The organism is Rhizobium sp. BG4, assembly GCF_016864575.1.
In the GTDB taxonomy this organism is placed as follows: Bacteria; Pseudomonadota; Alphaproteobacteria; order Rhizobiales; family Rhizobiaceae; genus Rhizobium.
Genome location: NZ_CP044126.1, coordinates 1,293,313 through 1,316,425, shown reverse-complemented (window position 1 = coordinate 1,316,425; position 23,113 = coordinate 1,293,313). Strand labels below are relative to the sequence as shown.

The window sequence follows — 23,113 nt, the reverse complement described above, 5'->3', positions numbered from 1 at the left end:
CGAATGAATTGCCGGAGGGGAAAATCATGGCAACGAAGAAGAAAGAGCCGCAGTACAAGATCGACAAGGCACGCGGCATCATGACCTATCTGTTCGGCCTGTCCGGGCTCATCAACATCCTGGCGCTGACAGGCGCCTTCTACATGCTGCAGATCTACGACCGGGCGCTCGCCAGCGGCAGCATCTCCACCCTGATCGCCCTCTCGGTCCTGGCGATCGGCCTCTATCTCTTCCAGGGTGTCTTCGACATCCTGCGCTCGCAGATCCTCGTGCGCCTCGGCGCCCGGATGGATACGACGCTGGCGCCGCTGACGCACCAGGTCGTCGTCGAGATGCCGCGCTACGGCTATTCGACCGCCGAAGCCGCCGAGCGCGGCCGCGATGTCGATACGCTGCGCAGCTTCCTCGGCGGCCAGGGCCCGATCGCCCTCTTCGACCTGCCGTGGATCCCGATCTACCTCGTCTTCGTCTGGCTGCTGCATCCGGTACTCGGCATGCTGACGCTTGGCGGTGCGGCGGTTCTCGCCGGCCTGACGATCCTCGCCGAAGTGCTGACGCGGCGCCATGCACAGACGATGATCAAGGCGGCCGTCACCCGCAATGCCGTTCTCGACTCCAATACCCGCAACAGCGAAGTCCTGCATGCCATGGGCATGACGCAGCGTGCGGTCGACCGTTTCGAGCGCGCCAACCGCTACCACCTCGAGCACCAGACCAAAACCTCGGATATCGGCGGCACACTGTCAGGCCTCTCCAAGGTGCTGCGCATGATGCTGCAATCGGCGATCCTCGGTCTCGGCGCTTATCTGGCGATCGGCGGCGAACTCTCGGCCGGCGCCATCGTCGCCGCCTCGATCGTCACCAGCCGCGCGCTTGCTCCCGTCGATCTGGCAATCGCGCAGTGGAAGAGCGTCGTCTCGGCCCGCCGCAGCTATCACCGCATCCAGGAAACGTTGGCCGTGCTGAACGGCAAGGACGAGTTCATACCGCTTCCCGAACCGAAGGAAAGCCTGAAGATCGAGGGCTTGACGACGGTTGCTCCGAGCACCGGCGCCGTGTTGCTCAGCGAAGTCAGCTTCGAGCTGAAGGCCGGCCAGGCGCTCGGCCTTATCGGCCCCAGCGGCGGCGGCAAGACGACGCTGGTCAAGAGCCTGCTCGGCATCTGGCCGGCGCTGCGCGGCTCGGTCCGTGTCGACGGCGCCGATCTCGGCCAGTGGAACACCGATTTCTTCCGCGATCACGTCGGCTACCTGCCGCAGGACGTGGCGCTGATGGACGGCACGGTATCCGACAACATCTGTCGTTTTGCCGAAGAGCCGGATCCCCGCAAGATCATCCTGGCAGCCAAGGCGGCCGGCATCCACGACATGATCGTCCACCTGCGCGAAGGCTACCAGACCGAACTCGGCCCGAACGGCACCGCGCTTTCCGCCGGTCAGCGCCAGCGCGTGGCGCTTGCCCGCGCGCTCTACGGCGAGCCCTTCCTGGTGGTGCTCGACGAGCCGAATTCCAATCTCGACGCCGAAGGCGAAGAGGCGTTGACGACGGCCATTCTCTCGGTCCGGCGCCGCGGCGGCATCGTCGTCATCATCGCCCACCGCCCGAGTGCGCTGCAGGCGGTCGACATGGTCGGCCTGCTGCAGAACGGCAAGCTCGTCTCCTTCGGTCCGAAGGAAACGCTGCTGCAGCCGAAGGCCCGGCCGATCGCCGTCGAGAAGTCGTTCGCCGAACGGCCGGCGCGCACCACTGCGGCGGAATAGGGAGGGCATCATGGAGGAGAAGCTCACCCTTGGCCTGCCGGATGCGCAGGCAGCGATCGCCCCGATCAACAAGTATCGGGAAAAGGAAGAGGAGAAGCGCAGCGCGCGCAAATTCTTCGTACCGCTGACCGCCTTCTCCGCCCTCGCCATGATGTTCGGCAAGGCCGAGCCGGAGGCGAAGAACCAGCAGACGGAAAGCCGCGAGAAGGAAGAAGGCCCGGCAGCGCGCGACGATTACGAAGTCATCGAGGATGTCACGGCCTTCCTGCAGCAGCTCGCCAGCGAGGAATACCCTGTCGAGACCGAGCAGCAGCCCGCGGTGCGCCTGAGCTTCCGCACCACGCTCTTCTACGTTTCCGAACTGCCGGAGCGCGTCCAGCGCGGCGTCGTCACCATCACCGCCAACGACAACCGCCGCAGCATCATCGATACCGGCGAGGGTTTCGAGTTCCCCTCGCCGCGCTCGCCGCTCAGCCTCGATTTCCAGCCACGCCCATCCCGCGGCACTCCCGGGCATGGCGGCGGCGGCCAATCTTCAGAAGACGATCCCAACCGGGCGCCGATGAGTTTCGGACGGCCGATCTTCTCGAGCGGCTTCGTCAACCTGTCGGCGCTGGTGCTGCTCGACGATCTGCTCGCCCATATCTACGATCCCGATGGCGACACGCTGAGCATCAACGATATCAGGGTCACCTCCGGCCAGATCCGCTCCTATGGCGCCGATGTCTGGCTCTATACGCCGCAGCGCGGCTTCGTCGGCGACGTCACCTTCACTTACGACGTTTCGGATGGCGCAGCCGAGATCCGCACTGCCGCGATCTTCCGGCTGCAGAAGGCGCCGCCGCATGAATTGCAGGGCACTGAAGGCGACGACACGCTGACCGGCACGCCGGGCGAAGACCTGATCGCCGGCCTCGGCGGCAACGACACGATCTACGGCCGCGAGAGCGACGACGTCATCAATGGTGGCGCGGGCAACGATCTAATCCTCGGCGGCGACGGCAACGACACGCTCTATGGCGGCGCCGGTCACGACACGCTGTTCGGCGGCCATGGCAACGACGTGCTCTTCGGCGAAGACGGCAACGACCGCATGTTCGGCGAGGCCGGCAACGATATCCTGATCGCAGGCCGCGGCGACGACCAGCTGGGCGGCGGTACCGGCGCCGACCGCATGTTCGGCGAAGAAGGCAATGACGACCTGCTCGGCGAAGCCGGCGACGACTATCTCGACGGCGGCGACGGCGCGGACACGCTGACCGGCGGCAGCGGCAATGACGTGGTGATCGCCGGCAAGGGCGACGATGTCATCAAGGCAGGGCTCGCCGGCGAAGAAACCCGTGCGGCGACAGCCCCCTCCAGCGACGGCAACGACACCTATTCCGGCGGTGAAGGTCATGACGTCTATGATGTCAGAAGCGCCCGCAAGGCGATCACCGCCGATCTGTCGCAGGGCACGGCAACAGGCGAGGAGATCGGCAGCGACCGCCTCACCGAGATCGAAGGCGTGCTCGCGGGCTCCGGCAACGACACGCTGACCGGCAATGACGAAGCCAACGTACTCTCGGGCGGCGAGGGCAACGACGTCCTCTACGGCCTCGATGGCGACGACAGCATTTCCGGCGGCAAGGGCGACGATGTCGTCGTCGTGCGCGGCCGCACCGGCGTTGATGATGAAGACGACGACGATGGCGACGACGACTATTGCGGCGACGACGGTTTCGACACGCTGGACCTCGCCGCGCTCGTGCAGGCAGTCATCGCCGATCTGGAAGCGCAACTTGCCGAGGGCCAGGAGATCGGCCGCGATACGATCGTCGGCTTCGAAGCCGTCATCGGTGGCGCCGGTCACGACCGCCTCTCCGGCAACTCCGCCGACAACATCCTCGTCGGCGGCGACGGCAACGACCGCCTCTCGGGACGCGACGGCGACGACGTGCTGACCGGTGGCGATGGCAACGACATGGTTTCCGGCGACGACGGCGACGATATCGTGCTGGCCGCCGTTCATGCCGCCGACGAAGACCGCGACGGTCGCAGCGATGGCGACGACAGCTACAAGGGTGGCGACGGCTTCGACACCTATAGCGCCGCAGGCGCCGTCCATGCCGTCATCATCGACCTCGACCGCGGGACCGCGACCGGTGTCGATATCGGTGCCGATACGCTCGACGGCTTCGAAGCGGCGATCGGCGGCAGCGGCGCCGATATGCTGATCGCCGGCAACGGATTGAATTTCCTGGCGGGCGGCGATGGCGCCGATGTCTTCGTGTTCCGCAGCCTCGCGGCACTCGAAAACGATGGCGATGGCCGCGACGAAATCCGCGATTTCGCTGTCGGCGACCGGATTGATTTCTCGGAGATCGCCGCCGGCATCGGCGGTCTGGTCTTCGGCGGCGGTGATAGCGGCGGCCCGCAGGCGGCGCCGAACCGCATCGTCCTCTATCACGAGAATTTCGAGGGCGGCGATCGGACGATCGTCAAGGCGATCATCGATTTCGACCGGGACGAGGATTTCGAGATCCTTCTCTACGGCCGCCACGAACTGACGGAACAGGACTTCATTCTCGCAGCACGCGAGCCCGGCCAGGACGGCGTCACGCCGCATCAGGGCTGATCAAGAACAAAGACAATGAGGGGAAAGCACATGCAACCGGCAAAGAAAGAAACCCAGAAGCAGTTCGGCATATCCGGCCGCATCTATCTGTCCGCGTTCCTGGCAGGCGCGCTGGTCTTCGGCATCGGCGGCTGGGCGGCGCAGGCCAAGCTCTCGGGTGCCGTCATCGCGCAGGGGCAGGTCGCCGTCTCGCAACAGGTCAAGGTGATCCAGCACCGCGATGGCGGCATCGTCTCCGAGATCCTGGTTCGCAATGGTGATGCGGTGCGCAAGGGCTCGGTGCTCTTCCGCCTCGACGAGACGCAGACGCGCGTCGAGCTGACGATTGTTCAGGGCCAGCTGCAGCAGATGCTGGCGATGATGACGCGTCTGACAGCCGAGCGCGACGGCGCCGGAACGCTCGACTTCACCGGGCTCGACATCCCCGCGACGCTCCTCGAAAGCGAGACCAAGCTGTTCGGCGAAAATCTCGGCATGCTGACCAACCAGAAGGAACAGCTGCGCCTGCAGATCATTCAGCTGGAACAGCAGGTGGCGGCCTATCGCGCCCAGACGCAGTCGAACGATGCCGAGCAGGAGATCATCGACAAGGAACTGCAGAAGGCCGACAACCTTCTTGCCAAGGGGCTGATCCAGGTGGCGCAGCAGCGCGACTTCGCCCGGCAGAAGGCCCGCAACGAAGGCGCCAAGGGCGAGCTGATGGCGCGGATGGCCGAGACCGAGAACGAGATCAGCGAAGTCCGCATCAAGCTGCTGTCGCTCGACCAGAACCAGCGCAAGGAGGCGCAGACGGAGATCGTCGCTCTGGAAGCCAAGGTGGCTGAACTGAGGGAACGCGAAGTCGCCGCCCGGGACCGCCTGACCCGCATGGAAGTCCGTGCGCCGGTGGATGGCTTGATCTACGACATGCAGATCCACACGATCGGCGGCATTGTCGGCGCCGGTGCGACCGTCATGTCCGTCGTACCTGATAGCGAGGATATGAGCGTCGAGATCCAGGTGCCGCCGGCCGATATCGACCGCATCGCTCCCGGCCAGCCCGCCCGCATGCGCTTCACCGCCTTCAATCAGCGCACGACCCCGGAGTTCCACGGCACGGTCGATGTGGTCGCCGCGGCAACCGCCACCGACCGCGCGACCGGGCGCCCCTATTATCTCGCGACCATCGCGCCCTCCGATCTCCTGGCGCTCGGATCGCGCAAGCTGATGCCCGGCATGCCTGTCGAGGTCTATGTCCAGACAGAGGAGCGCAGCGCGCTTTCCTACCTCGCCAAACCCTTTACGGATCAGATGATGCGGGCGTTTCGCGAGGAGTGATTGGCTTCCGCGAAACGTATCGGCAGCCGCGGCCCGGAGCGTACCGCCATCGCTCCGGGCCGCGCGCCGTTAACCCTTCGTTAACTATATTGGACCAGCCTTGCCGCTATCGAGGCCTCCCAGGAGGCGCGCTTCCAAGCTAAGTTGAGGTGGTAAGATGCGGCTCGTCACTCTTCCCGGAAAGATACTCGCCAAGGCAAACCATACGCTGATCATCATGGGCGACGGCGCGGCGCGCCAGGCCGTCTGTGTGCTCGACGATGCGCTTAAGGCGGCCAGTCCGCAGCGCGTCGATGCGGTGCGCCAGCATCTCGGGCTGATCGAACGAATCGCCAGCGGCAAGACCGATCGCGGCGAAGTGGCCTTCGATGGCCGCGTCTGGATCACCTCCGCTGATCTGGCCAGCGATCACGGCGGGCGCCTGCACTAGCGGTCGAAAAATTCCTGCCACTGCTTTTCGCCGGCCATGCAATCGCTCTTCGGCGCCGTGGCAGCCTTCTGGATTTCCGGCGGCGGGGTCAGCCCGCTGACTTCGAGGACCAGCTTGCGGCGCACGGCAACGCCGAAATCCTCGATCTTGTAGACCGGCAGCACGAAGGCGCCGGGACCGCCGATGACGCAATCGGCATAATAGTTGTCGAGACCGCCGGGAGCGCCCGAGGGCCGCAGCATCAAGGCCAGTCCGTTGATAATCAAGCCCGCCTCCACGGCCTTGTCGCGCGTCGGGGCAACGGGGCTTCCGGCATTGTTGGTGCCGTCGCCTGAGACGTCGATCACCTGCCGCATGGCGGAATAAGGACTGGTGACGATCATCGTCGCACCCTGCGTGATCGCTGTCGAGATCGAGGTGCGGCGCTGGGTATTGAGCGGCCGCTCTTCCAGCCTGTTGGCAAAGGCAAGGGCATCATCCTCATTCTCGATGACATGCCAGTCGATCACCGAGCCGGGCACGACATAACCTGCCCATTCGAAATAGCTGATGGCGATCCGGCCGGTCAGGCCTCCTTTCACCGCATCGATGAATTCTTTGTGCTTGAGCGCCTCGACATAGCCTTCGCGCTGAATGCGAACTTCCTCGAAATCCATCGAGCGGGACGTATCGACGGCCAGCACCAGCTTGACGTCGACCTCGTTCGACCCGGCTTGCGCAAGCATGGGCGCGTTTCCTGAAAGACTCATGAGTATCGCGAGCGTCTCAAACATCGGCAATCCAATCACCGGCTATGGAGTCTGCCGGAGGATATAGTCCGATGCGCCGATCCGCCAATGCGGCCGGAAAAGATTGTGATTGTCTCAAAGATGATCGCCACTCCACACACGTTTTCCTTGTGTTAATCACCCCAAAAGGTCGCTCGGCACAATTTCCGATGTAGGCCGTTATGCGGCCATGTCTGGCTTTCTGCACAATATGCGGCGGCTAAAGAACAGCCGTAGCGGGAATTTCGCGATGATGACCGCGATCGTGCTGCCTGTGCTCGTCGGCGGCGCGGGGCTAGCGATCGATCTCGGCAATATCATCATCTCGCAACGCCAGCTGCAGGAGGCGACGGATGCCGCGGCTCTTGCGGTTTCCACGGCGCTTGCCGACGGCAAGGCGGACGAGACCTCGGGGAAGGCGTTGGCGAAAGACTTCGTCGGCGGGCAGATGGCGAACTATGTGAACGCCACGTCTGCGGCCGCCATCAAAAACGCCACGACGACGACGATCACCACGACAGCGAATGGAACCGCCAAGTCCTTCACCGTCGCCGTCAGCTCACAGGCGACGGTGACATTGACGCCGCTGATGAGCGTGTTTGCCGGAAACACCAAGACGATCAGCGCCTCCAGCAACACCGCCAGCGGCTCCGGCAGCACGAAGAACGGCCTTTCGATGGAGGTGGTCGTCGATGAATCCGGCTCGATGGCGCAGAACACGACAACGGTGAAATCGACCCGCTGCACCCTGTCTCTGCTCGGAACCTGCCTCGCCTACGAGACCATCTACGTCACCAAGATTGAGGCTCTGAAGCAAGCGGCGGCGGCGCTGTTCGACGCGCTGGACAAATCCGATTCAGCGTCGAAATTCGTCAGAACCGGGGTGATCTCCTACACCAACGGCATCAAGGGACAATCCGCTGTCAGCTGGGGAACGGTGGAGTCGCGCAAATACGTGACGAACATGACCATGTCGCCCACTGGCGGCACGGATGCTACCGCCGCGGTCAACACGGCCGATACCGCCATCAAGAAGAACTCTTACGGCACCGACACCGAGAGCGTCGAGCAGATGAAGAAGGGCAATGCCAATTCCGACCGGGTCATCATCCTGATGACCGATGGTGACATGACCGGCAATTCCAACCTGCCGAACAAGGCGCTGGACCAGTCCGTCCGCAACGAATGCGCGACGGCCAAGGCGAATGGGATCGTGATCTACACCGTTGCCTTCATGGCGCCCGAAAACGGCAAGAGCCTGCTGAAATATTGCGCCTCGACGACGGCAAACTACTATGAACCGGAAACCATGGATGGCCTCGTGGCGGCCTTCGCCTCGATTGCCCAAACGGCGACCAAATCCGTCAGCCGCCTGACCAACTAGCCCTACGCACGCCGCCGGTCGGTCGAGGACCGTTCGACCCAGTCGGCCACCGCCCTGTTGCGTCCCTTGGCCTTGGCGCTCAGCAGCGCTGCATCGGCGCGCAGGAGCACATCCGCCGAAGGCATGTCGGCCGTCGTCGAGGCTGCGCCGAGGGAGATCGTCACGGCGCCGAGCAGACGGCCGTGATAGGTGACCGGCGTTGCCGCAATCAGCGTGCGCAGTTTCTCGGCGAGATCGAGCGCGCTGCCTTCGGCACCACCTTCAAGCAGGATCGCGAACTCCTCGCCACCGAAGCGATAGACCGTGCCCGCCTCGCCCACCGTCTCCGACAGGATCGCGGAGACGCGGCGCATCACCTCGTCGCCCGCGTCATGGCCGAATTCGTCGTTGAAGCGCTTGAAGTGATCGATATCCACCATCATGGCGATCACATCGCCCTGTTCGTCTCTGGCGATCCGGTTCAGCGCGTCATCCAGCGACCGGCGGTTCAGAAGGCCTGTGAGCCCATCGCGGATCGCGAGACCCATCAGCCGGTCGCGCAGCTGCAGATTGGCCACGCCGAGGCCGATATTCTCGGCGATCAGCTCGAAATAGAGACGCGCCGAGGCAATTGCCTGACTGTCCGAAGCGCCTTCGAAATAGAGCAAGCCGACCGTATCGCCCTGCGCCGAGAGCGGGACGCAAATGCCCATCTCGTCTGCATGTTCCAAATGCTGGCAAGGAATATCGCCGGCAGCGGCATCGCTGACATGCGGACGGCCGCGCCGCAGCGCCCAGCATTCCGCCGACGTCAGGACTGGACCAGCACGGCGCGGTTCGCGCCAACTGCCGATCGAACTCAGCGCCGTGCGGCTGTCGTTCATGACATAGAGATGACCGGCGAAGTCGGGGAAAATCTGCGGCGCAAAGAGCGAGACGACCTCGGCGAGCTCCTCCTGCCGCTGGCAGGCCTGCAGGCGGTGCATCATCTGCAGGATGAGATCCTTGGTGCGCTGGTCGGCCCGGCGCTCGGCATCCAGCCGCTCGCGCTCCAGCCCATTATCGCGAAAAATCTGGATGGCGTCGTTCATCTCGCCGATCTCATCGCGCCGGTTATCGGTCAAGACCTCGACGGCGTAATCCTGCCGCGCCAGCCGGTTGACGATCCCGGTCATGCGCATCAGCGGCATGGCCACACGCCGCCGCAGCACGAAATAGAGCACGCCGAGGAAAACCGCCGCCGTAAGGCCCAGGAGGCTTTTGGCCACCGCACCCCAGAAGTCGCTCCATTGCTTGGCGTCAGTGAGAGCATCATTGGTGCGGGTGGCGATGAGGTCAGTCAGCTGGCGAACGCTGGTCAGGAGATCGCTCTGCACCCGCTCGTGTTCGGCGCCGAAAAGCGTCTGGCGCGCGCCTTCCTGATCGCCATTCGTATAGGCGGTTACCGCGCGCTCCTCGATCGCATCGAGCGCTTCGCCATCCTGCTCGATCTCCTGGATCAGGGCCATTTCCTGCTGCAGCAGAGCGGCGGCCTTGAAGGATTTCAGCGCTTGCTCGCGATCGCGCTCGCCATTCTCGTCGCCACGGAACGCCTGGAGATGGCGGTCTTCGCCGCGCATCACAAAGAGACGCGCATCCTCGCTGGTCTGCTCGGCCGCCATCGTCAGCCGCTCGGAAAGCTCGTCCAGCGCCTGGCTTTCGACGACCGCCTGCCGCTCGTGATCGGCGCTGCGCGCCGACAGGATGAAGGCACCGCCTGACAGCAGCGTCAGACCGACCGTCACGCCGTAAGCCCAGTTGGTGATCGTGCTAATCCGCATGTCGAAATCTCGCCTGCACGAAAGTCTGTGTCCTAAATCGTACGTCGATATGTGGACCTTAACGATCGAGCGTTAAATGAGTATTTAATAATAAGCGTGAAGGTTGAGCCACCAAAACGGGAACCGGGCATGGCGATACCACAGCTGCTTCAAGCGCAACAACGCGAAAATGTGGAGCTGGCGCAGCAGAGCGCGGCGCTGACGACGATCGACAGGGCGCTGAAAACCTTGCGCCGGCACCTGAAGATGGATGTCGCCTTCGTCTCGCGCTTCATGCCCGACCACCGTCTCTTCCGGAACGTCGATAGCGCCGCCTATCCTTCGCCGCTTCAGGCGGGCGACCTTCTGCCGCTCCATGACGGCTATTGCTACAAGGTGGTGACCGGCCAGCTGCCGCGGCTCATTCCCGATACGTCGCTCTGCCCGGAAGCGATGGAGATCCCAGCGACGCATCAAATGCCGATCGGCGCCCATGTCAGCGTGCCGCTGCTGCTTCATGACGGACGTATCTACGGAACGCTCTGCTGCTTTTCGAAACATGCCGATCCGACGCTGAACGAGCGCGACCTCGAGATCATGAATGCCTTCGCCGAGCTCATCGCCAGCCAGATCAGCGATGAGATCCGCCACAATCTCGATTTCTCGGAGCGCCTGCTGCGCATCACCGAGGCGCTGGCGCTGCGCGAGCCGGCGATCGTCTTCCAGCCGATCTTCGCCATGGCCGACCGCCAGATCGTCGGGCTCGAGGCGCTGGCGCGCTTCGGCGGCGAACCGAAACGCTCGCCGGATATCTGGATCTCGGAAGCGGCCGATGTCGGCATGCGCTCGCGCGTCGAGCGCCAGGCGATCGAGAACGCCATCGACGAGTTCACGACCATCGGCGATGACACGATCTCGCTGTCGCTGAACGTCTCGGCGGCGACCATCGTCGACAGTTCGCTCGATATCGTGCTGCGCCATCTGCCGCTGGACCGGGTCATTCTCGAAGTCACCGAACACGAGAAAATCTACGATTACCAGCAACTCGCCGCCGCCCTCCATCCCCTGCGCGAACGCGGGGTCCGCATCGCCATCGACGATGCCGGATCGGGCTATGCCAGCATGCGCCACGTCCTGAACATCCGGCCTGACATCATCAAGTTCGACATCAGCCTGACCAAGGATATCGAGACCGACAGCGTCAAGCGGGCGCTGGCCCATGCGCTGGTGACCTTCGCCCATCATACCGGCAGCCTTGTCGTCGGTGAGGGTGTCGAGACGGCATCGGAGTTGCGCACGCTCGGCGATCTCGGTGTCGATCTCGTCCAGGGCTATCATCTCGGCCGTCCCGTCGCCGCCGATCTGGTGCGCCAGCATCTGATGGCGAACTGACGGTCGATCGTCAGCCGCGCACAGCACTTGCAAATTTCGGATTGCGGATCGCCCAGCTGACGAGATCGACCTCGATATCGTCGAACCATGCCTCCAGTACCTGCCAGCGATAGCTCATCTCATCGATGAGGGGACGCTGGAGCTCGTGATAGGCATTGGTAAGCTCGGCGATCGCCGCAGTGTCGATCGGTTCTTCGCGGGACTTTTCCTGGAGGGTTTCGAGATATTCGGCCTGGTTCTGATCATGCGCGCGCTTGACCTGCATGTAGGTGCGCAGCGTCACGAGAACTTGGTCTTTGTTGGCCATGAGTCGAATCCCGTTTGGAATCCGAATACCGCGAACCGCATATTCGCGCCAACGAAAAAGCCGGATCGCTAATATTTGTGATCACACAAAAAGGGCGGCCACCGGCCGCCCTTTGCATGCTTAAACTCTTGCCGGATCAGGCGGCGCTGCGCTTCGGCAGCTTCCAGCCCGGGCGGATGAAATGGCAGGTATAGCCATTCGGGATCCGCTCCAGATAATCCTGATGCTCCGGCTCGGCTTCCCAGAAGTCGCTGACAGCAGTCACCTCGGTCACCACCTTGCCCGGCCACAGACCGGAGGCATCGACATCGGCGATCGTATCTTCGGCTATGCGCTTCTGCTCGTCGCTCGTGTAGAAGATCGCCGAGCGGTAGCTCGGGCCGCGGTCGTTGCCCTGGCGGTCCTTCGTCGATGGATCGTGGATCTGGAAGAAAAATTCCAAAAGCTCGCGATAGCTGATCTTGGCCGGATCGAAGATGATTTCGATCGCTTCGGCATGGTTGCCGTGGTTGCGATAGGTCGCATTCGCCACCTCGCCGCCGCTATAGCCGACGCGGGTCGAGATAACGCCGTTGTAACGGCGAATGAGGTCCTGCATGCCCCAGAAGCAACCGCCTGCGAGAACTGCGCGTTCCGTCGTCATTGAACTTCCTCCACCTGATCGAGATAGGCACCATAACCTTCTGCTTCCATGCTGTCGCGATGGACGAAGCGGAGCGATGCCGAGTTGATGCAATAGCGCAGGCCGCCTCGATCGCGCGGGCCATCGGGGAAGACGTGCCCGAGATGGCTGTCGCCGTGGCTGGAGCGCACTTCGGTGCGAACCATGCCGTGCGAGACGTCGGTGAGTTCCGCGACATTGGCGGGCTCGACCGGCTTGGTAAAGCTCGGCCAGCCGCAGCCGGATTCATACTTGTCGGACGAGGCAAAGAGCGGCTCGCCGGACACGATGTCGACGTAGATGCCGGGCGCCTTGTTATCGAGATATTCGCCGGTGCCGGGCCGTTCGGTGCCGGACTGCTGTGTCACGCGGTACTGTTCCGGCGTCAGCTTGGCGATGGCGTCGGCACTCTTCTGATAGTGCTGCATGTTGCTTCTCCTAGCGATCGATCGCCTGCACCAGCGTCCGCAAACGTGGGATCGGGACTGGACGAGGGTGGCGGATCGTTAAGCGCTATATAGGCATCCGCCTCACAGTTTGTCAGGTCATACCAAGGCTAAACTTTGTATCACAACGTATCTGCGGGGCTCAGTTGCGAAAGACGAGGCAGGTGCCGTTGTTCTTGCGGATTTCGGCGCAGAGCTGATCGGCCTCGGCGCGGGTCTGGCGGGCGATGCGCGTTACATAGCGCGGGCGGAAGCCGAAACTGCGGTCGCGCTGGCGCATGATCAGCGGCTGTTCGGCGTTGAGCGGCGCCGGCAGCCGTTCGACGGCTGCCATGAACAGGCGGCGCGCCGCATCGGGATTGGCATGGGCGGCCAGCTGTACGCCCCAGGGCATCCAGGTTCCCTCGTTCTGCCAGACGGGTTCGCGCAGCTTCCGGCTTTCGGCAAGGGCAACGCAGCTTTCGAGGAAGGTCTTGGTCTTGTCGAGCGCGGGGGCCGCGATCTCCGGCGGCTCGCCCTTCCAGTCCTCGACACTGTGCGAGGTGATGCCGATGACATAGGCGCGGGTCTCCGACGGCAGGCCACCGCCGCCGAGATAGCTCGCAAGTCTGTTCTCGCCGGCATTATAGGCGGCCGCGGCCAGGCCGAGATTGCCGAAGCGGTCACGCAACTCGTCGAGATATTCCGCTGATTTCTGCAGCGCCTCCAGAACATCGTAGCTGTTTTGAAGACCGCGCAGCTTCGCCGTACCCGGCATGAACTGGGCGATCCCCTCCGCACCCTTGTAGCTCAGCGCATCGGCGCGAAACCGGCTCTCGCGCCAGATCAGCCGCGCGAAATAGTCCGGCGGCAGCTCGAAATCGGCGGCGGAGCGCTCGATGGCACTGCAGAGATCGCGGTTGAAGCTGTCCTTGCGGATACAGAGCGTCTCGCCCGTTCCGGACGCCGAGCGGGTATAGAGGCATCCGGCAGGCGCCGGTCCTTCCGGCTCGCCCGCCGCGAAAGCCGATGGGGCCGGCGACCATGCAGCGAGAACCGCTGCGAAGAGCGCCAACCAACGCGGTGATGACTGCCTCACTGCCTTCATCTGGTTCCGGCGCCATCAAGCAGCGCCGCCATCACATGGCTAATGTAGCCATACGAGATGCTTTGTCGCCTCCCGTCAAGAGCAGGACCGGCGCTGACATCCGCCAGCGCCGGTCATTCGATCAGGCGGCGCGGACCTTGCGGCCGCCGCGTGCCCATTCCGGCAGCCAGTCGCCATGGGCAACGAGGAGATCGTCGACCAGCGACCAGATCTGGTCGAGATCAAGCTCGGCCGCCGTATGCGGGTCCATCATCGCGGCGTGGTAGATGTGCTCGCGATTTTCCGTCATCAGCGCCTGAACCGTCAGTTCCTGGACGTTGATATTGGTGCGCATCAGCGCCGTAAGCTGCGGCGGCAGGGCGCCGATATAGGTCGGCTGGATACCGGACGCATCGACAAGGCAGGGCACTTCGGCCGCGCAATTTTCCGGCAGCGAGGTGATGCAGCCATTGTTGCGGACATTGCCGTAGATGACCGAGGGCTCGCCGGTCCAGACCGAGTTGATGATCGAGGAGGCATATTCCTTCGACTGCTTGACCTCGATCGTGTTGGCTGAGCGGTAGGTCTCGGCCTGGCCCTTCCAGCGTTCGATCTGCTCGATGCAGCGCTTCGGATATTCGTCGAGCGGGATGCCGAACTTCTCGATCAGGTCCTCGCGGCCTTCCTTGATGAAATAGGGCGTGTATTCGGCAAAATGCTCCGAGCTCTCGGTGACGAAATAGCCGAGGCGGGTCAGCATCTCGTAGCGCACCTTGTTCGGGCAGCGCGGGTTCCAGCCGGGCTTCGGCGCCCGGCCCTCGCGGTAGCCGCGCACCAGATCCGGGTAGAGGTCGCGATAGGAGCCATCGGGCTGGCGATGCTCGAATTTCAGGTAGAAGGCCATGTGGTTGATGCCGGCCGAGCGGTAGCGGATTTCCTCGTAGGGGATATCGAGGTCATGGGCGAGCTCCATCGCCGTGCCCTGCACCGAGTGGCAGAGGCCGACCTGCTTGATCGTCGGGTACTTCTCCGAAATCGCCCAGGTATTGATCGCCATCGGGTTCACATACTGCAGCATGATCGCCTCGGGGCAGACCGCGAGCATGTCCTCGCAGATCTTCCAGAGGTGCGGCACGGTGCGCAGACCGCGCATGATGCCGCCGACGCCGAGCGTATCCGCGATCGTCTGGCGCAGGCCGTATTTCTTCGGCACTTCGAAATCGGTCACCGTGCAGGGCTCATAGCCACCAATCTGGAAGGCGACGACGACGAAATTGGCGCCGGCCAGCGCCTTGCGCTGATCCGAATAGGTCTCTGCCTTGGCGCTAACACCCAGCGTCGAGATCAGCTTGTTGACGACGATGGCACTCTCTTCGAGGCGCTGCGGATTGATGTCCATCAGCGCGATCGTGGCGCCCGACAGCGCCGGGCGCTGCAGGATGTCGCCGACGATGTTCTTCATGAAAACGGTGGAGCCAGCTCCGATGAACGTAATTCTGGGATTTGCCATGTAAACCTCCGGCAGATGCAAATCAGGCTACCTCGAAAGCGGCTTTGACGAGCCGTTCGGTGTAGGCGGTCTTGGGATTGGTGAGAACTTCGTTGACTGGACCCTCTTCCATGATCTTGCCATGCTGCATGACGATCACGCGGTGGCAGAGGGCGCGCACGACTTTCAGGTCGTGCGAGATGAACAGGTAGCTGAGGCCGCGCTCGTCCTGCAGCTTGCGCAGGAGCTCGATGATCTGCGCCTGGACGGAAAGATCGAGCGCCGAGGTCGGCTCGTCGAGCAGGATGAACTCCGGCTCAAGGGCGATGGCGCGGGCAATGGCGATACGCTGTCGCTGGCCGCCCGAGAACTCGTGCGGGAAGCGCGAGAGGATATTGCCCGGCATACCGGCCGCCGAAAGCGCGTCGCGCACACGGTCGAGACGCTCCGCCTTGGAGGCGCCGAGCCGGTTGACGACAAGGCCTTCCTCGATGATCTGGCCAATCGTCATGCGCGGGTTGAGCGACGAGAACGGATCCTGGAAGACGATCTGCATGCGCGCGCGGAGAGGCCGCATTTCAGCGCGAGATTTGCCGTGGATCGGCTGCCGGTCGAAATAGATCTCGCCGGTATCCGGGTCATTGAGGCGCACCAGCGCCTGGCCGAAGGTCGTCTTTCCCGAACCGGACTCGCCGACGAGACCAAGCGTCTCGTGCCGGCGCAGCGTCAGATTGAGACTGTCGACGGCGACCAGTTCCTTCAGCTCCGGCTTGAAGAAGCCGCCATGGCGCATCATGAAGGAGACGCGCACGCCGCGCGCATCGAGAATGATGTCCGACCCCTCGGGCAGCGGATTGGCCTGGCCGCGCGGCTCCGATGCCAAGAGATGCTTGGTATAGGGATGCTGCGGATTGGCGAAGAGCTGCTCGGTCGTATTGTGCTCGCGCATTTCGCCGTGCTGCATCACATAGACGTAGTCGGAAAACTGGCGAACAACCGTCAGGTCGTGGGTGATCAGGATCACCGCCATCCGCAATTCTTTCTGGAGATTGCGGATGAGGTTGAGGATCTGCGCCTGGACGGTGACGTCGAGCGCCGTCGTCGGCTCGTCGGCGATCAGCACATCGGGATTGTTGGAGAGCGCCATGGCGATCATCACGCGCTGGCGCTGGCCGCCGGAAAGCTGGTGCGGATACTGCTTCAGCCGCGCTTCCGGATCAGGAATCTGCACCTGCTTCAGGAGTTCCAGCGCCCTCGCCTCGGCCTGCTTGCGGCTGACCTTATTGTGGACACGGATCGCTTCGACGATCTGGCTGCCGATCGTATAGATCGGGTTCAGCGAGCTCATCGGCTCCTGGAAGATCATCGAGATCCGGTTGCCGCGCAGCTTGCGGCGCGCCGGCTCGGAGAATTTCAAGATATTCTTGCCTTCATACTCGACGGTCGATTTCGACGAGGTCACGGCGCGCTTCGATAGGAGCCCCATGACGGTACGCGCCGTCACCGACTTGCCGGAGCCGGATTCGCCGACGATGGCGATCGTCTCGCCGCGATAGAGCTGGAAGGAGATATCCTTCACCGCTTCGACAAGACCGTGCTCGACCTTGAAATTCACGCCGATATTGCGGGCGTCGATGATCGGGCTTTCCTTGCGGCCGTCATGATCGTGACGGACGGGCGGGGCAAAGGAACTGACAAGAGCAAGAGCCATCTTCATCACCTCAATAAGGATCGACTGCATCGCGCAGACCGTCGCCCAGCGCATTGAAGGCGAAGACGGTGACGAGCACGAAGCCGACAGGGGCGAGAATCCACGGATAAGTCCCGATGACGGAGTAGTTCGCCGTATCCTGCAGCATCAGCCCCCAGGAAATCAGCGGCGGCTTCACGGCGAAGCCGAGGAAGCCAAGGAAGGATTCGAGCAGAACGACGCTCGGGATATGCAGCGTCACCGCCACGATCACATGGCTCATGACATTCGGCAGGATGTGCTGGAAGATGATGCGCCGGTCAGTCGCTCCGACTGCCATTGCCGCACGCACATAGTCGATGCGCGCCAGCGCCAGCGTCTTGCCGCGCACCTCGCGTGACATCTGCGCCCAGCCGAGCGCCGACATGACGAAGATCACGAAGGCGAGGAAGATATTGGTCGGCGCGGTGATCGGGATGAGCGAAGTCAGCGCCAGGTAGAGCGGCAGCTGCGGGAAGGCGAGCACCAATTCGACGAAGCGCTGCACCCAGACGTCGAACGCTCCCCCGAAATAGCCCGATACCATGCCGACCGTCGTGCCGACGATGGTGACGATGAAGACGACGGTCAGCGCGATCATCAGCGAGATACGCGAGCCGACGATGGCCCGGGAGAGCACGTCACGGCCGAACTTGTCGGTGCCGAGGAAATGCACCGGCTGGCCATCGACCGAGCCGAAGAAGTGGCGGTCGGCGGGGATCAGGCCGAGCAGCCTGTATTCCGCACCCTTGACGAAGAAGCCGAGCACCCGCGGATTGTCATAATCAGGCCCGACAATCGGCTGGAAGGTAACGGGGTCGAGCTCCTCGGAATCGGCAAGCGCATAGACCCGCGGCCAGACGAGATTACCATCCTTGTCATGGATGCTCATGACCTGCGGCGGCGCAAAGCCGACATCGGTCGCCTTCGGATCGAGCGGCGCGAAGAAATCGGCAAAGACCGCCATGATCAGCAGCAGCCCGACGAGGATGAGCCCCATCATGCCGGTCCATGAGCGGCGCAGGCGGCGCCAGACGAGAGCGAGATAACTCTCGTTGCCATGAGCGGTCGCCTTGACGTTTTCCTCGTGCGGAGGCGGCGGAGAGGAATCGAATGCCAGCATCTCAGGCACCTCCATATTGGCGGACGCGCGGGTCGAGCATGGCAAGCAGCATGTCGGCGATGATGTTGCCGACGATCAGCGTGGCCGAGAGCACCAGCATAAAGGTGGCGGTCACATAGACGTCGCCGATCGCCATCGAGCCGACGATGGCCGGGCCGACGGTCGGCAGGGCGAAGATGATCGCCGTCTCGATTTCGCCGGTCAGCATGTAGGGCAGGACGACACCCTGATACATGACGAGTGGATGCAGCGCATTGGGAACCGCATGGCGCATGACGACGGCGCTTCCCGAGAGACCCTTGGCGCGGGCCGTCTCGACATATTGCGCATTCAGCGTATCCAGCAGATTGCCGCGCATGACGCGCATGTTGTAGGCGAGCCCGCCGAAGGTGGCGATCGCGACCACCGGCCAGACATGGCTGACGAGATCGACGAATTTCGCCCAGGACCACGGCGCTCCGCCATATTGCGGCGAGAAGAAGCTGCCGATTTCGCTGACATTGAACTGGAAGACCAGGAGATAGACGATGATCAGCGCCATCAGGAAGCGCGGCACCGTCATGCCGAGGAACGAGATGCCCGAAAGCAGGCTGTCGATCCAGGTGTACTGGCGCGTTGCCGCCCAGATACCGAAAGTTATGCCGAGGATCGATGCAAAGATGTGGCAGACCAGCGCCAGGGCCAGCGTGCGCGGCAGGCGCTCGGCGACGACATCGGCAACCGGCTTGTTGTAGAACATGCTGTAGCCGAAATCGCCTTCGGTGATGATGCCCTTCATCCAGTTGAAATACTGGACGACCATCGGCTTATCGAGGCCATGCTCGACGCGGTAGGCCTGCGCCTGTTCCTCGGCCTGCGCGAAGGACGCGCCACTCTGGTTGATCAGCTGCGAGCGGATGTAATCGGCATAGTCGCCGGGCGGCGCCTGGATGATCGCGAAAGTCACCACGCTCAGAATGAAGAGGACGGGGATCGCCGAGGCGATGCGCATGAGCAGGAATCGTAGCATCGGACGGTTCGCTTCTCCTTGCCGCCAGTCGCTCGTCTAGCGCGGCCGGCTTGTTGATTATGCCCGGCCGCGCGCAGCACGCGCGGCCGGAAGCTCATTCGGTTGGGAGGGAGCTCTTAGTTGATCGGACCCTTGTCTCCGGGCTTGCCGGGCAGCTGTTCGGGGAACAGCTCGTACTTGCCCTGCTTGTCGGCAGCGACCCACAGACGCTCGCGGATGACGGAGTCTTCAGCCCAGTTGAACATGAAGATCGGCGTACCCTGCGGGACGTTCGAGAAGCGCTTGTTGACGATCAGCGCACCCGGATATTCCGTGAGGCCGACGGTGTCGACATGCTCGGTCGCGGTCTTCTGATACTGCTTCATCAGGTTGACCCGCTCGTCATTGTCCTGCGTCGTGCGGAACTTGTTGACGATGTCGGCAAGCTCCTTTTCGTAGGGCAGCAGATCGAGCTGGTCATCCTTGCCGGCGCGGTGATGCCAGCTGGTGCGCGGACCGACGGCTGCGAGCTGTTCGGTATTCTGCACCACGGATGCGAGTTCCGTCGCGTTGCGCTGGATCAGCCAGTCGAACTGGCCGGCATAGTGGGCATTATCGCGCTTGGGACCATCGAGCGCATTGATGATGACCTTGATGCCGAGCTTTTCCATCTGGCCGACGACGCCTTCTGCAAGGCTCTTGTCGGTGGCATAGCCGTTGTTGACGAGCAGCACGACCTCGACGTCCTTGCCGCCGGCAGTACCAGCCGGGAAGTTCACGAAGCCATCACCATCGGTATCCTTGAGGCCGACCTTGGCGAGCAGCGCCTTGGCGCCTGCCAGGTCAAAGGGATAGTAGACCGTGGAGTTGCGATCGTAGAAGCTCGTGCCCGAAGACAGGCCACCCGGATAGATCGCCGTGAACGGACCCTTGACGAGAGAGTCGCCGATCGCCTTGCGGTCAACCGCCATGGTGACGGCCTTGCGGAAGTCCTCGTTGCGGTTGAGGTTGCGGATCGCCTCGCCGCGCTCGTCCGGGTCACCCCAACCGTTGGCGGACAGGTTCATGCGCATGTTGTAGCCGATCAGGCGCGGGCCGAAGGCGAGACGCGCCGGGGCGGTCTTCTCGGCAGCGCGCTTCAGCGACGCCACGAAGTTTTCCGGCTGCTCGAGATTCGAGAAGTCGCCGGAGCCGGCAACGGCCTGAACGTCGCGGTCTGCCCAGGTCGACAGCTTGTAGTGCAGCTCGTTGAGGTAAGGCAGCTGGTTGCCCTTCTCGTCGACCTTCCAGTAGTAGGGGTTGCGGCGCATGACGATGATATCGTCAGGACGGTATTCGACCGGTACCCAGGCACCCATGACCGGCATGTTCATGAATTCCGGCGGGAAGGCGTTCTTGAACTGGTCGTAGGTGTTCTTCGAATATTTCGGATGCTGCGGCTTCAGGATATGCGACGGACCCGGGCAGAAGTTCGGGTAGGCCATCGTATAGAGATACTGCTTCGGGAAGGCATCCTTGAAGGTCCATTCGACCGTGTAGTCGTCGATCTTCTTGAGCGTCGTTCCCTCGCCGAAGGCCTCAGGCGATGCGCCGCCGCCAAGCGGCGAAACGTTCGGGTCGATGACCTCGTCTTCCCAGTAGAACATGATGTCGTCGGCGTTGAACGGCGCGCCATCAGACCACTTGGCACCTTCGATCAGATGCATGGTCAGCTTGTGACCGTCGGCAGACCATTCCCAGCCCTTGGCGAGGTTCGGCAGCGGCTCGGTGTCCTTGGCTTCGACCTGGAAGAGCGGCGCGGTGCGCGTCAGGCATTCGGAGAGGCCGATATCGATGCCGCCCCAGCCCTGCGTCTGGCCGGCGCCGTAGTTCCAGCCTTCCGGACGGCCGCCGATAACATGGCGCATCGTGTCGCCATAGACGCCGATACCGTCAGGCATGTTGCCGGTCTTGAAAACCAGCGGCTCCTTGGGAAGGCGATCCTTGACCGGCGGCAGCTTGCCGGTGTCGACGAAATTCTTCTTCACCCAATCGGGCTCGTTATACGAAGGAAGCGCCTTGAACTCCTCAATGGAGTCGCGGGACACATACTTGATCTTGCCTTCCGCCGGGAACTGCGGCGGCGCAGGCGGCGTAGTCGGCTCGGAAGCGTAGGCATTCAAGGCAGCAACTGAAACGCCGAGCGCCAGCCCTGCCAGGATGCCGATCTTGCGGAAATTCGTCATCGTCTCTCCCTCTTGTTCCGGAGCGCTTGCTTGGCGTCTCCGCTTCTCCTCAAAGAATGATGAAGCAAGCCTTGGCGCGGCGGCCTTCCTCCCGAAGAACCGCCGCGGCTTGCCTCACCGGAAAATCAGACCGCCTGCTTCAGCGCCGCCTTTTCGGCGCGAAGCTCTTCGATCGAGCGGACGTTGCGGCGGGCAGCACCGGCCCATTCCTTCGTCTTGACCTTGGAATTCGCCAGACGCTCCTTGGCCGCCGGTACGGCGTCGGCATATTGCGGCAACCAGCGCGCCTGGGCGACGACCATTTCATCCACCATCTGCCAGACTTCCTCCGGCGTCGAGACCGCACCGACCAGCGGGTCGTGCAGCACGGCGAGCTTCAGCAGATCGATATCGCCGGAGATTGCCGCGTGGACCGACATGCGCTGGACGTTGATCGACGCCATGCAGGTTGCGGCACAAGCTTCCGGAATGGTGATGCCGGAGACCATGTTGATGCCGAAGCGATCGACGAAGCCGGGCGACTCGATGATCGCGTCCGACGGCAGGTTGGTGATCACGCCGTTGTTCTTGACGTTGAAGTGACCGCGATAGACCCGGCCGGTCTCCAGCGCTTCCAGAATGTGGCTCGCATGCTCGTTGGAGCGCTTGGCCGGATCGATCGGTTTTTCGGCCGATGCGAGGAATTGCGGGAATTCGGTTTCGAACCAGTTGCGGGTTTCGGTGGAGTGGCGGAGGTAGCCGCCGGTCTCGCCGTGGATCCAGTCCGACATATCGATCCACTTGGTGATCTCGTCAGGACGCTTGCGATACCAGGGCAGGTATTCCGAGAGGTGACCGTTGCTCTCCGTCGAATAGACGCCGAAGCGCTTCAGGACGTCGATGCGCAGCTTCTCCTGCTGCGAGAAGACAGGATGCGCCTCGAAGGCGGCGACCAGCTCGTCCTTGCCGATCTTGCGGCCGTTGAGCTTCAGATCGACGAACCAGGTCTGGTGATTGATGCCCGAGCAGATGTAGTCGAGCTCGCTCTGCGACTTGGCGCCGAGCACTTCGGCAATCTGTTCGGCCCCATGCTGGACGCCGTGGCAGAGACCGACCGTATCGACCTTGCCGTATTCGATCGCCGCCCAGGTGTTCATCGCCATCGGGTTTGCGTAATTGAGGAATTTTGCGCCGGGCTCGGCGAGTTCGCGGATATCCTTGCAGAAGTCGAGAATGACCGGGATGTTGCGCTGGCCGTAGAGAATGCCGCCGGCGCAGATCGTATCGCCGACGCACTGGTCGATACCGTATTTCAGCGGGATCCTGATGTCGTCGGCATAAGCCTCGAGGCCGCCGACGCGCACACAGCTGATGATGTAGCGCGCGCCTGAAATCGCCTCACGGCGGTTGGTCGTCGCCGTCACCTTGGTCGGCAGCTTGTTGGATTCGACGATCTTGTCGAGGATCGCCTTGATCATCTGCAGGTTATGCTCGCTGAGATCGGTCAGCGCGAATTCGATGTCCTTGAATTCCGGAACGCACAGGATGTCCGTGAACAGCTTCTTGGTGAAGCCGACGCTGCCTGCCCCGATGATAGCGATTTTGAAACTCATGTCCTTCACCTCGGTCCGATCGAATGTTACGTAGAAAGAAGA

General features: G+C 62.8%; 18 protein-coding genes. 6 read left to right on the top strand and 12 right to left on the bottom strand.

Translation table 11 applies throughout. The features are described from left to right. Positions 1-26 precede the first annotated feature (26 nt). The 4 genes from F2982_RS26220 (at position 27) to F2982_RS26205 (ending at position 6,124) form a co-directional block, all read left to right on the top strand. A complete protein-coding gene (locus F2982_RS26220) occupies positions 27-1,760 on the top strand; it encodes a type I secretion system permease/ATPase (RefSeq protein ID WP_203430438.1) in 1,734 nt (577 codons plus the stop codon). Between the two features lie 10 nt (positions 1,761-1,770). Further along, complete coding sequence (locus F2982_RS26215) at positions 1,771-4,377, top strand: cadherin-like domain-containing protein (RefSeq protein WP_203430437.1); 2,607 nt, start codon at positions 1,771-1,773, stop codon at positions 4,375-4,377. 30 nt (positions 4,378-4,407) lie between these two features. After that, positions 4,408-5,694, top strand: coding sequence for an HlyD family type I secretion periplasmic adaptor subunit (locus tag F2982_RS26210; protein WP_246777605.1), 1,287 nt, complete (start codon positions 4,408-4,410; stop codon positions 5,692-5,694). A gap of 157 nt (positions 5,695-5,851) precedes the next feature. Beyond that, complete coding sequence (locus tag F2982_RS26205) at positions 5,852-6,124, top strand: hypothetical protein (RefSeq protein ID WP_203430435.1); 273 nt, start codon at positions 5,852-5,854, stop codon at positions 6,122-6,124. Here F2982_RS26205 and F2982_RS26200 read toward each other — a convergent pair. After that, positions 6,121-6,897, bottom strand: a complete 777-nt coding sequence (locus tag F2982_RS26200) for a DUF1194 domain-containing protein (protein ID WP_203430434.1) — start codon at positions 6,895-6,897, stop codon at positions 6,121-6,123. The two genes, F2982_RS26205 and F2982_RS26200, sit on opposite strands and share 4 nt — an antisense overlap. Positions 6,898-7,141: 244 nt before the next feature. Between F2982_RS26200 and F2982_RS26195 the strand changes: the two genes are divergently transcribed. Then, positions 7,142-8,275 (top strand): TadE/TadG family type IV pilus assembly protein, encoded by a 1,134-nt coding sequence (locus F2982_RS26195; protein WP_246777604.1) that lies wholly within the window; start codon positions 7,142-7,144, stop codon positions 8,273-8,275. A 2-nt stretch (positions 8,276-8,277) separates the two neighbouring features. Here the strand turns inward: F2982_RS26195 and F2982_RS26190 are convergent, their stop codons facing one another. After that, the gene (locus tag F2982_RS26190; RefSeq protein ID WP_203430432.1) at positions 8,278-10,074 is read right to left on the bottom strand and encodes a diguanylate cyclase; all 1,797 of its coding nucleotides are present in this window, start codon (positions 10,072-10,074) and stop codon (positions 8,278-8,280) included. 129 nt (positions 10,075-10,203) lie between these two features. Between F2982_RS26190 and F2982_RS26185 the strand changes: the two genes are divergently transcribed. Then, on the top strand, positions 10,204-11,445 hold the full coding sequence (locus F2982_RS26185; protein WP_199625835.1) for an EAL domain-containing protein: 1,242 nt from the start codon (positions 10,204-10,206) through the stop codon (positions 11,443-11,445). 10 nt (positions 11,446-11,455) lie between these two features. Here F2982_RS26185 and F2982_RS26180 read toward each other — a convergent pair whose 3' ends face one another. From F2982_RS26180 to F2982_RS26135, 10 genes are all read right to left on the bottom strand, one after another. Beyond that, positions 11,456-11,752 carry a hypothetical protein gene (locus F2982_RS26180; RefSeq protein WP_203430431.1) on the bottom strand — a complete coding sequence of 99 codons (297 nt, stop codon included), beginning with the start codon at positions 11,750-11,752 and terminating at the stop codon, positions 11,456-11,458. Positions 11,753-11,888: 136 nt separating this feature from the next. Continuing rightward, a complete protein-coding gene (gene msrA, locus F2982_RS26175) occupies positions 11,889-12,395 on the bottom strand; it encodes a peptide-methionine (S)-S-oxide reductase MsrA (RefSeq protein WP_203430430.1) in 507 nt (168 codons plus the stop codon). Then, complete coding sequence (gene msrB / locus F2982_RS26170; RefSeq protein WP_203430429.1) at positions 12,392-12,841, bottom strand: peptide-methionine (R)-S-oxide reductase MsrB; 450 nt, start codon at positions 12,839-12,841, stop codon at positions 12,392-12,394. Before msrB ends, msrA begins: the two co-directional genes overlap by 4 nt. Before the next feature lie 160 nt (positions 12,842-13,001). Beyond that, positions 13,002-13,946 (bottom strand): lytic transglycosylase domain-containing protein, encoded by a 945-nt coding sequence (locus F2982_RS26165; protein ID WP_203430428.1) that lies wholly within the window; start codon positions 13,944-13,946, stop codon positions 13,002-13,004. Between the two features lie 121 nt (positions 13,947-14,067). After that, positions 14,068-15,435 (bottom strand): alpha-glucosidase/alpha-galactosidase, encoded by a 1,368-nt coding sequence (locus F2982_RS26160; protein WP_130280831.1) that lies wholly within the window; start codon positions 15,433-15,435, stop codon positions 14,068-14,070. A 22-nt stretch (positions 15,436-15,457) separates the two neighbouring features. After that, positions 15,458-17,125, bottom strand: coding sequence for an ABC transporter ATP-binding protein (locus F2982_RS26155; protein ID WP_203430427.1), 1,668 nt, complete (start codon positions 17,123-17,125; stop codon positions 15,458-15,460). Between the two features lie 10 nt (positions 17,126-17,135). Continuing rightward, entirely contained in the window at positions 17,136-18,266 is a 1,131-nt protein-coding gene (locus F2982_RS26150; RefSeq protein WP_203430426.1) for an ABC transporter permease, read from the bottom strand. A gap of 1 nt (position 18,267) precedes the next feature. Beyond that, complete coding sequence (locus F2982_RS26145; RefSeq protein ID WP_203430425.1) at positions 18,268-19,275, bottom strand: ABC transporter permease; 1,008 nt, start codon at positions 19,273-19,275, stop codon at positions 18,268-18,270. A gap of 116 nt (positions 19,276-19,391) precedes the next feature. Further along, positions 19,392-21,479 (bottom strand): ABC transporter substrate-binding protein, encoded by a 2,088-nt coding sequence (locus F2982_RS26140; RefSeq protein ID WP_199625829.1) that lies wholly within the window; start codon positions 21,477-21,479, stop codon positions 19,392-19,394. 125 nt (positions 21,480-21,604) lie between these two features. Further along, positions 21,605-23,071, bottom strand: coding sequence for an alpha-glucosidase/alpha-galactosidase (locus F2982_RS26135; protein ID WP_203430424.1), 1,467 nt, complete (start codon positions 23,069-23,071; stop codon positions 21,605-21,607). Positions 23,072-23,113: the final 42 nt, after the last annotated feature.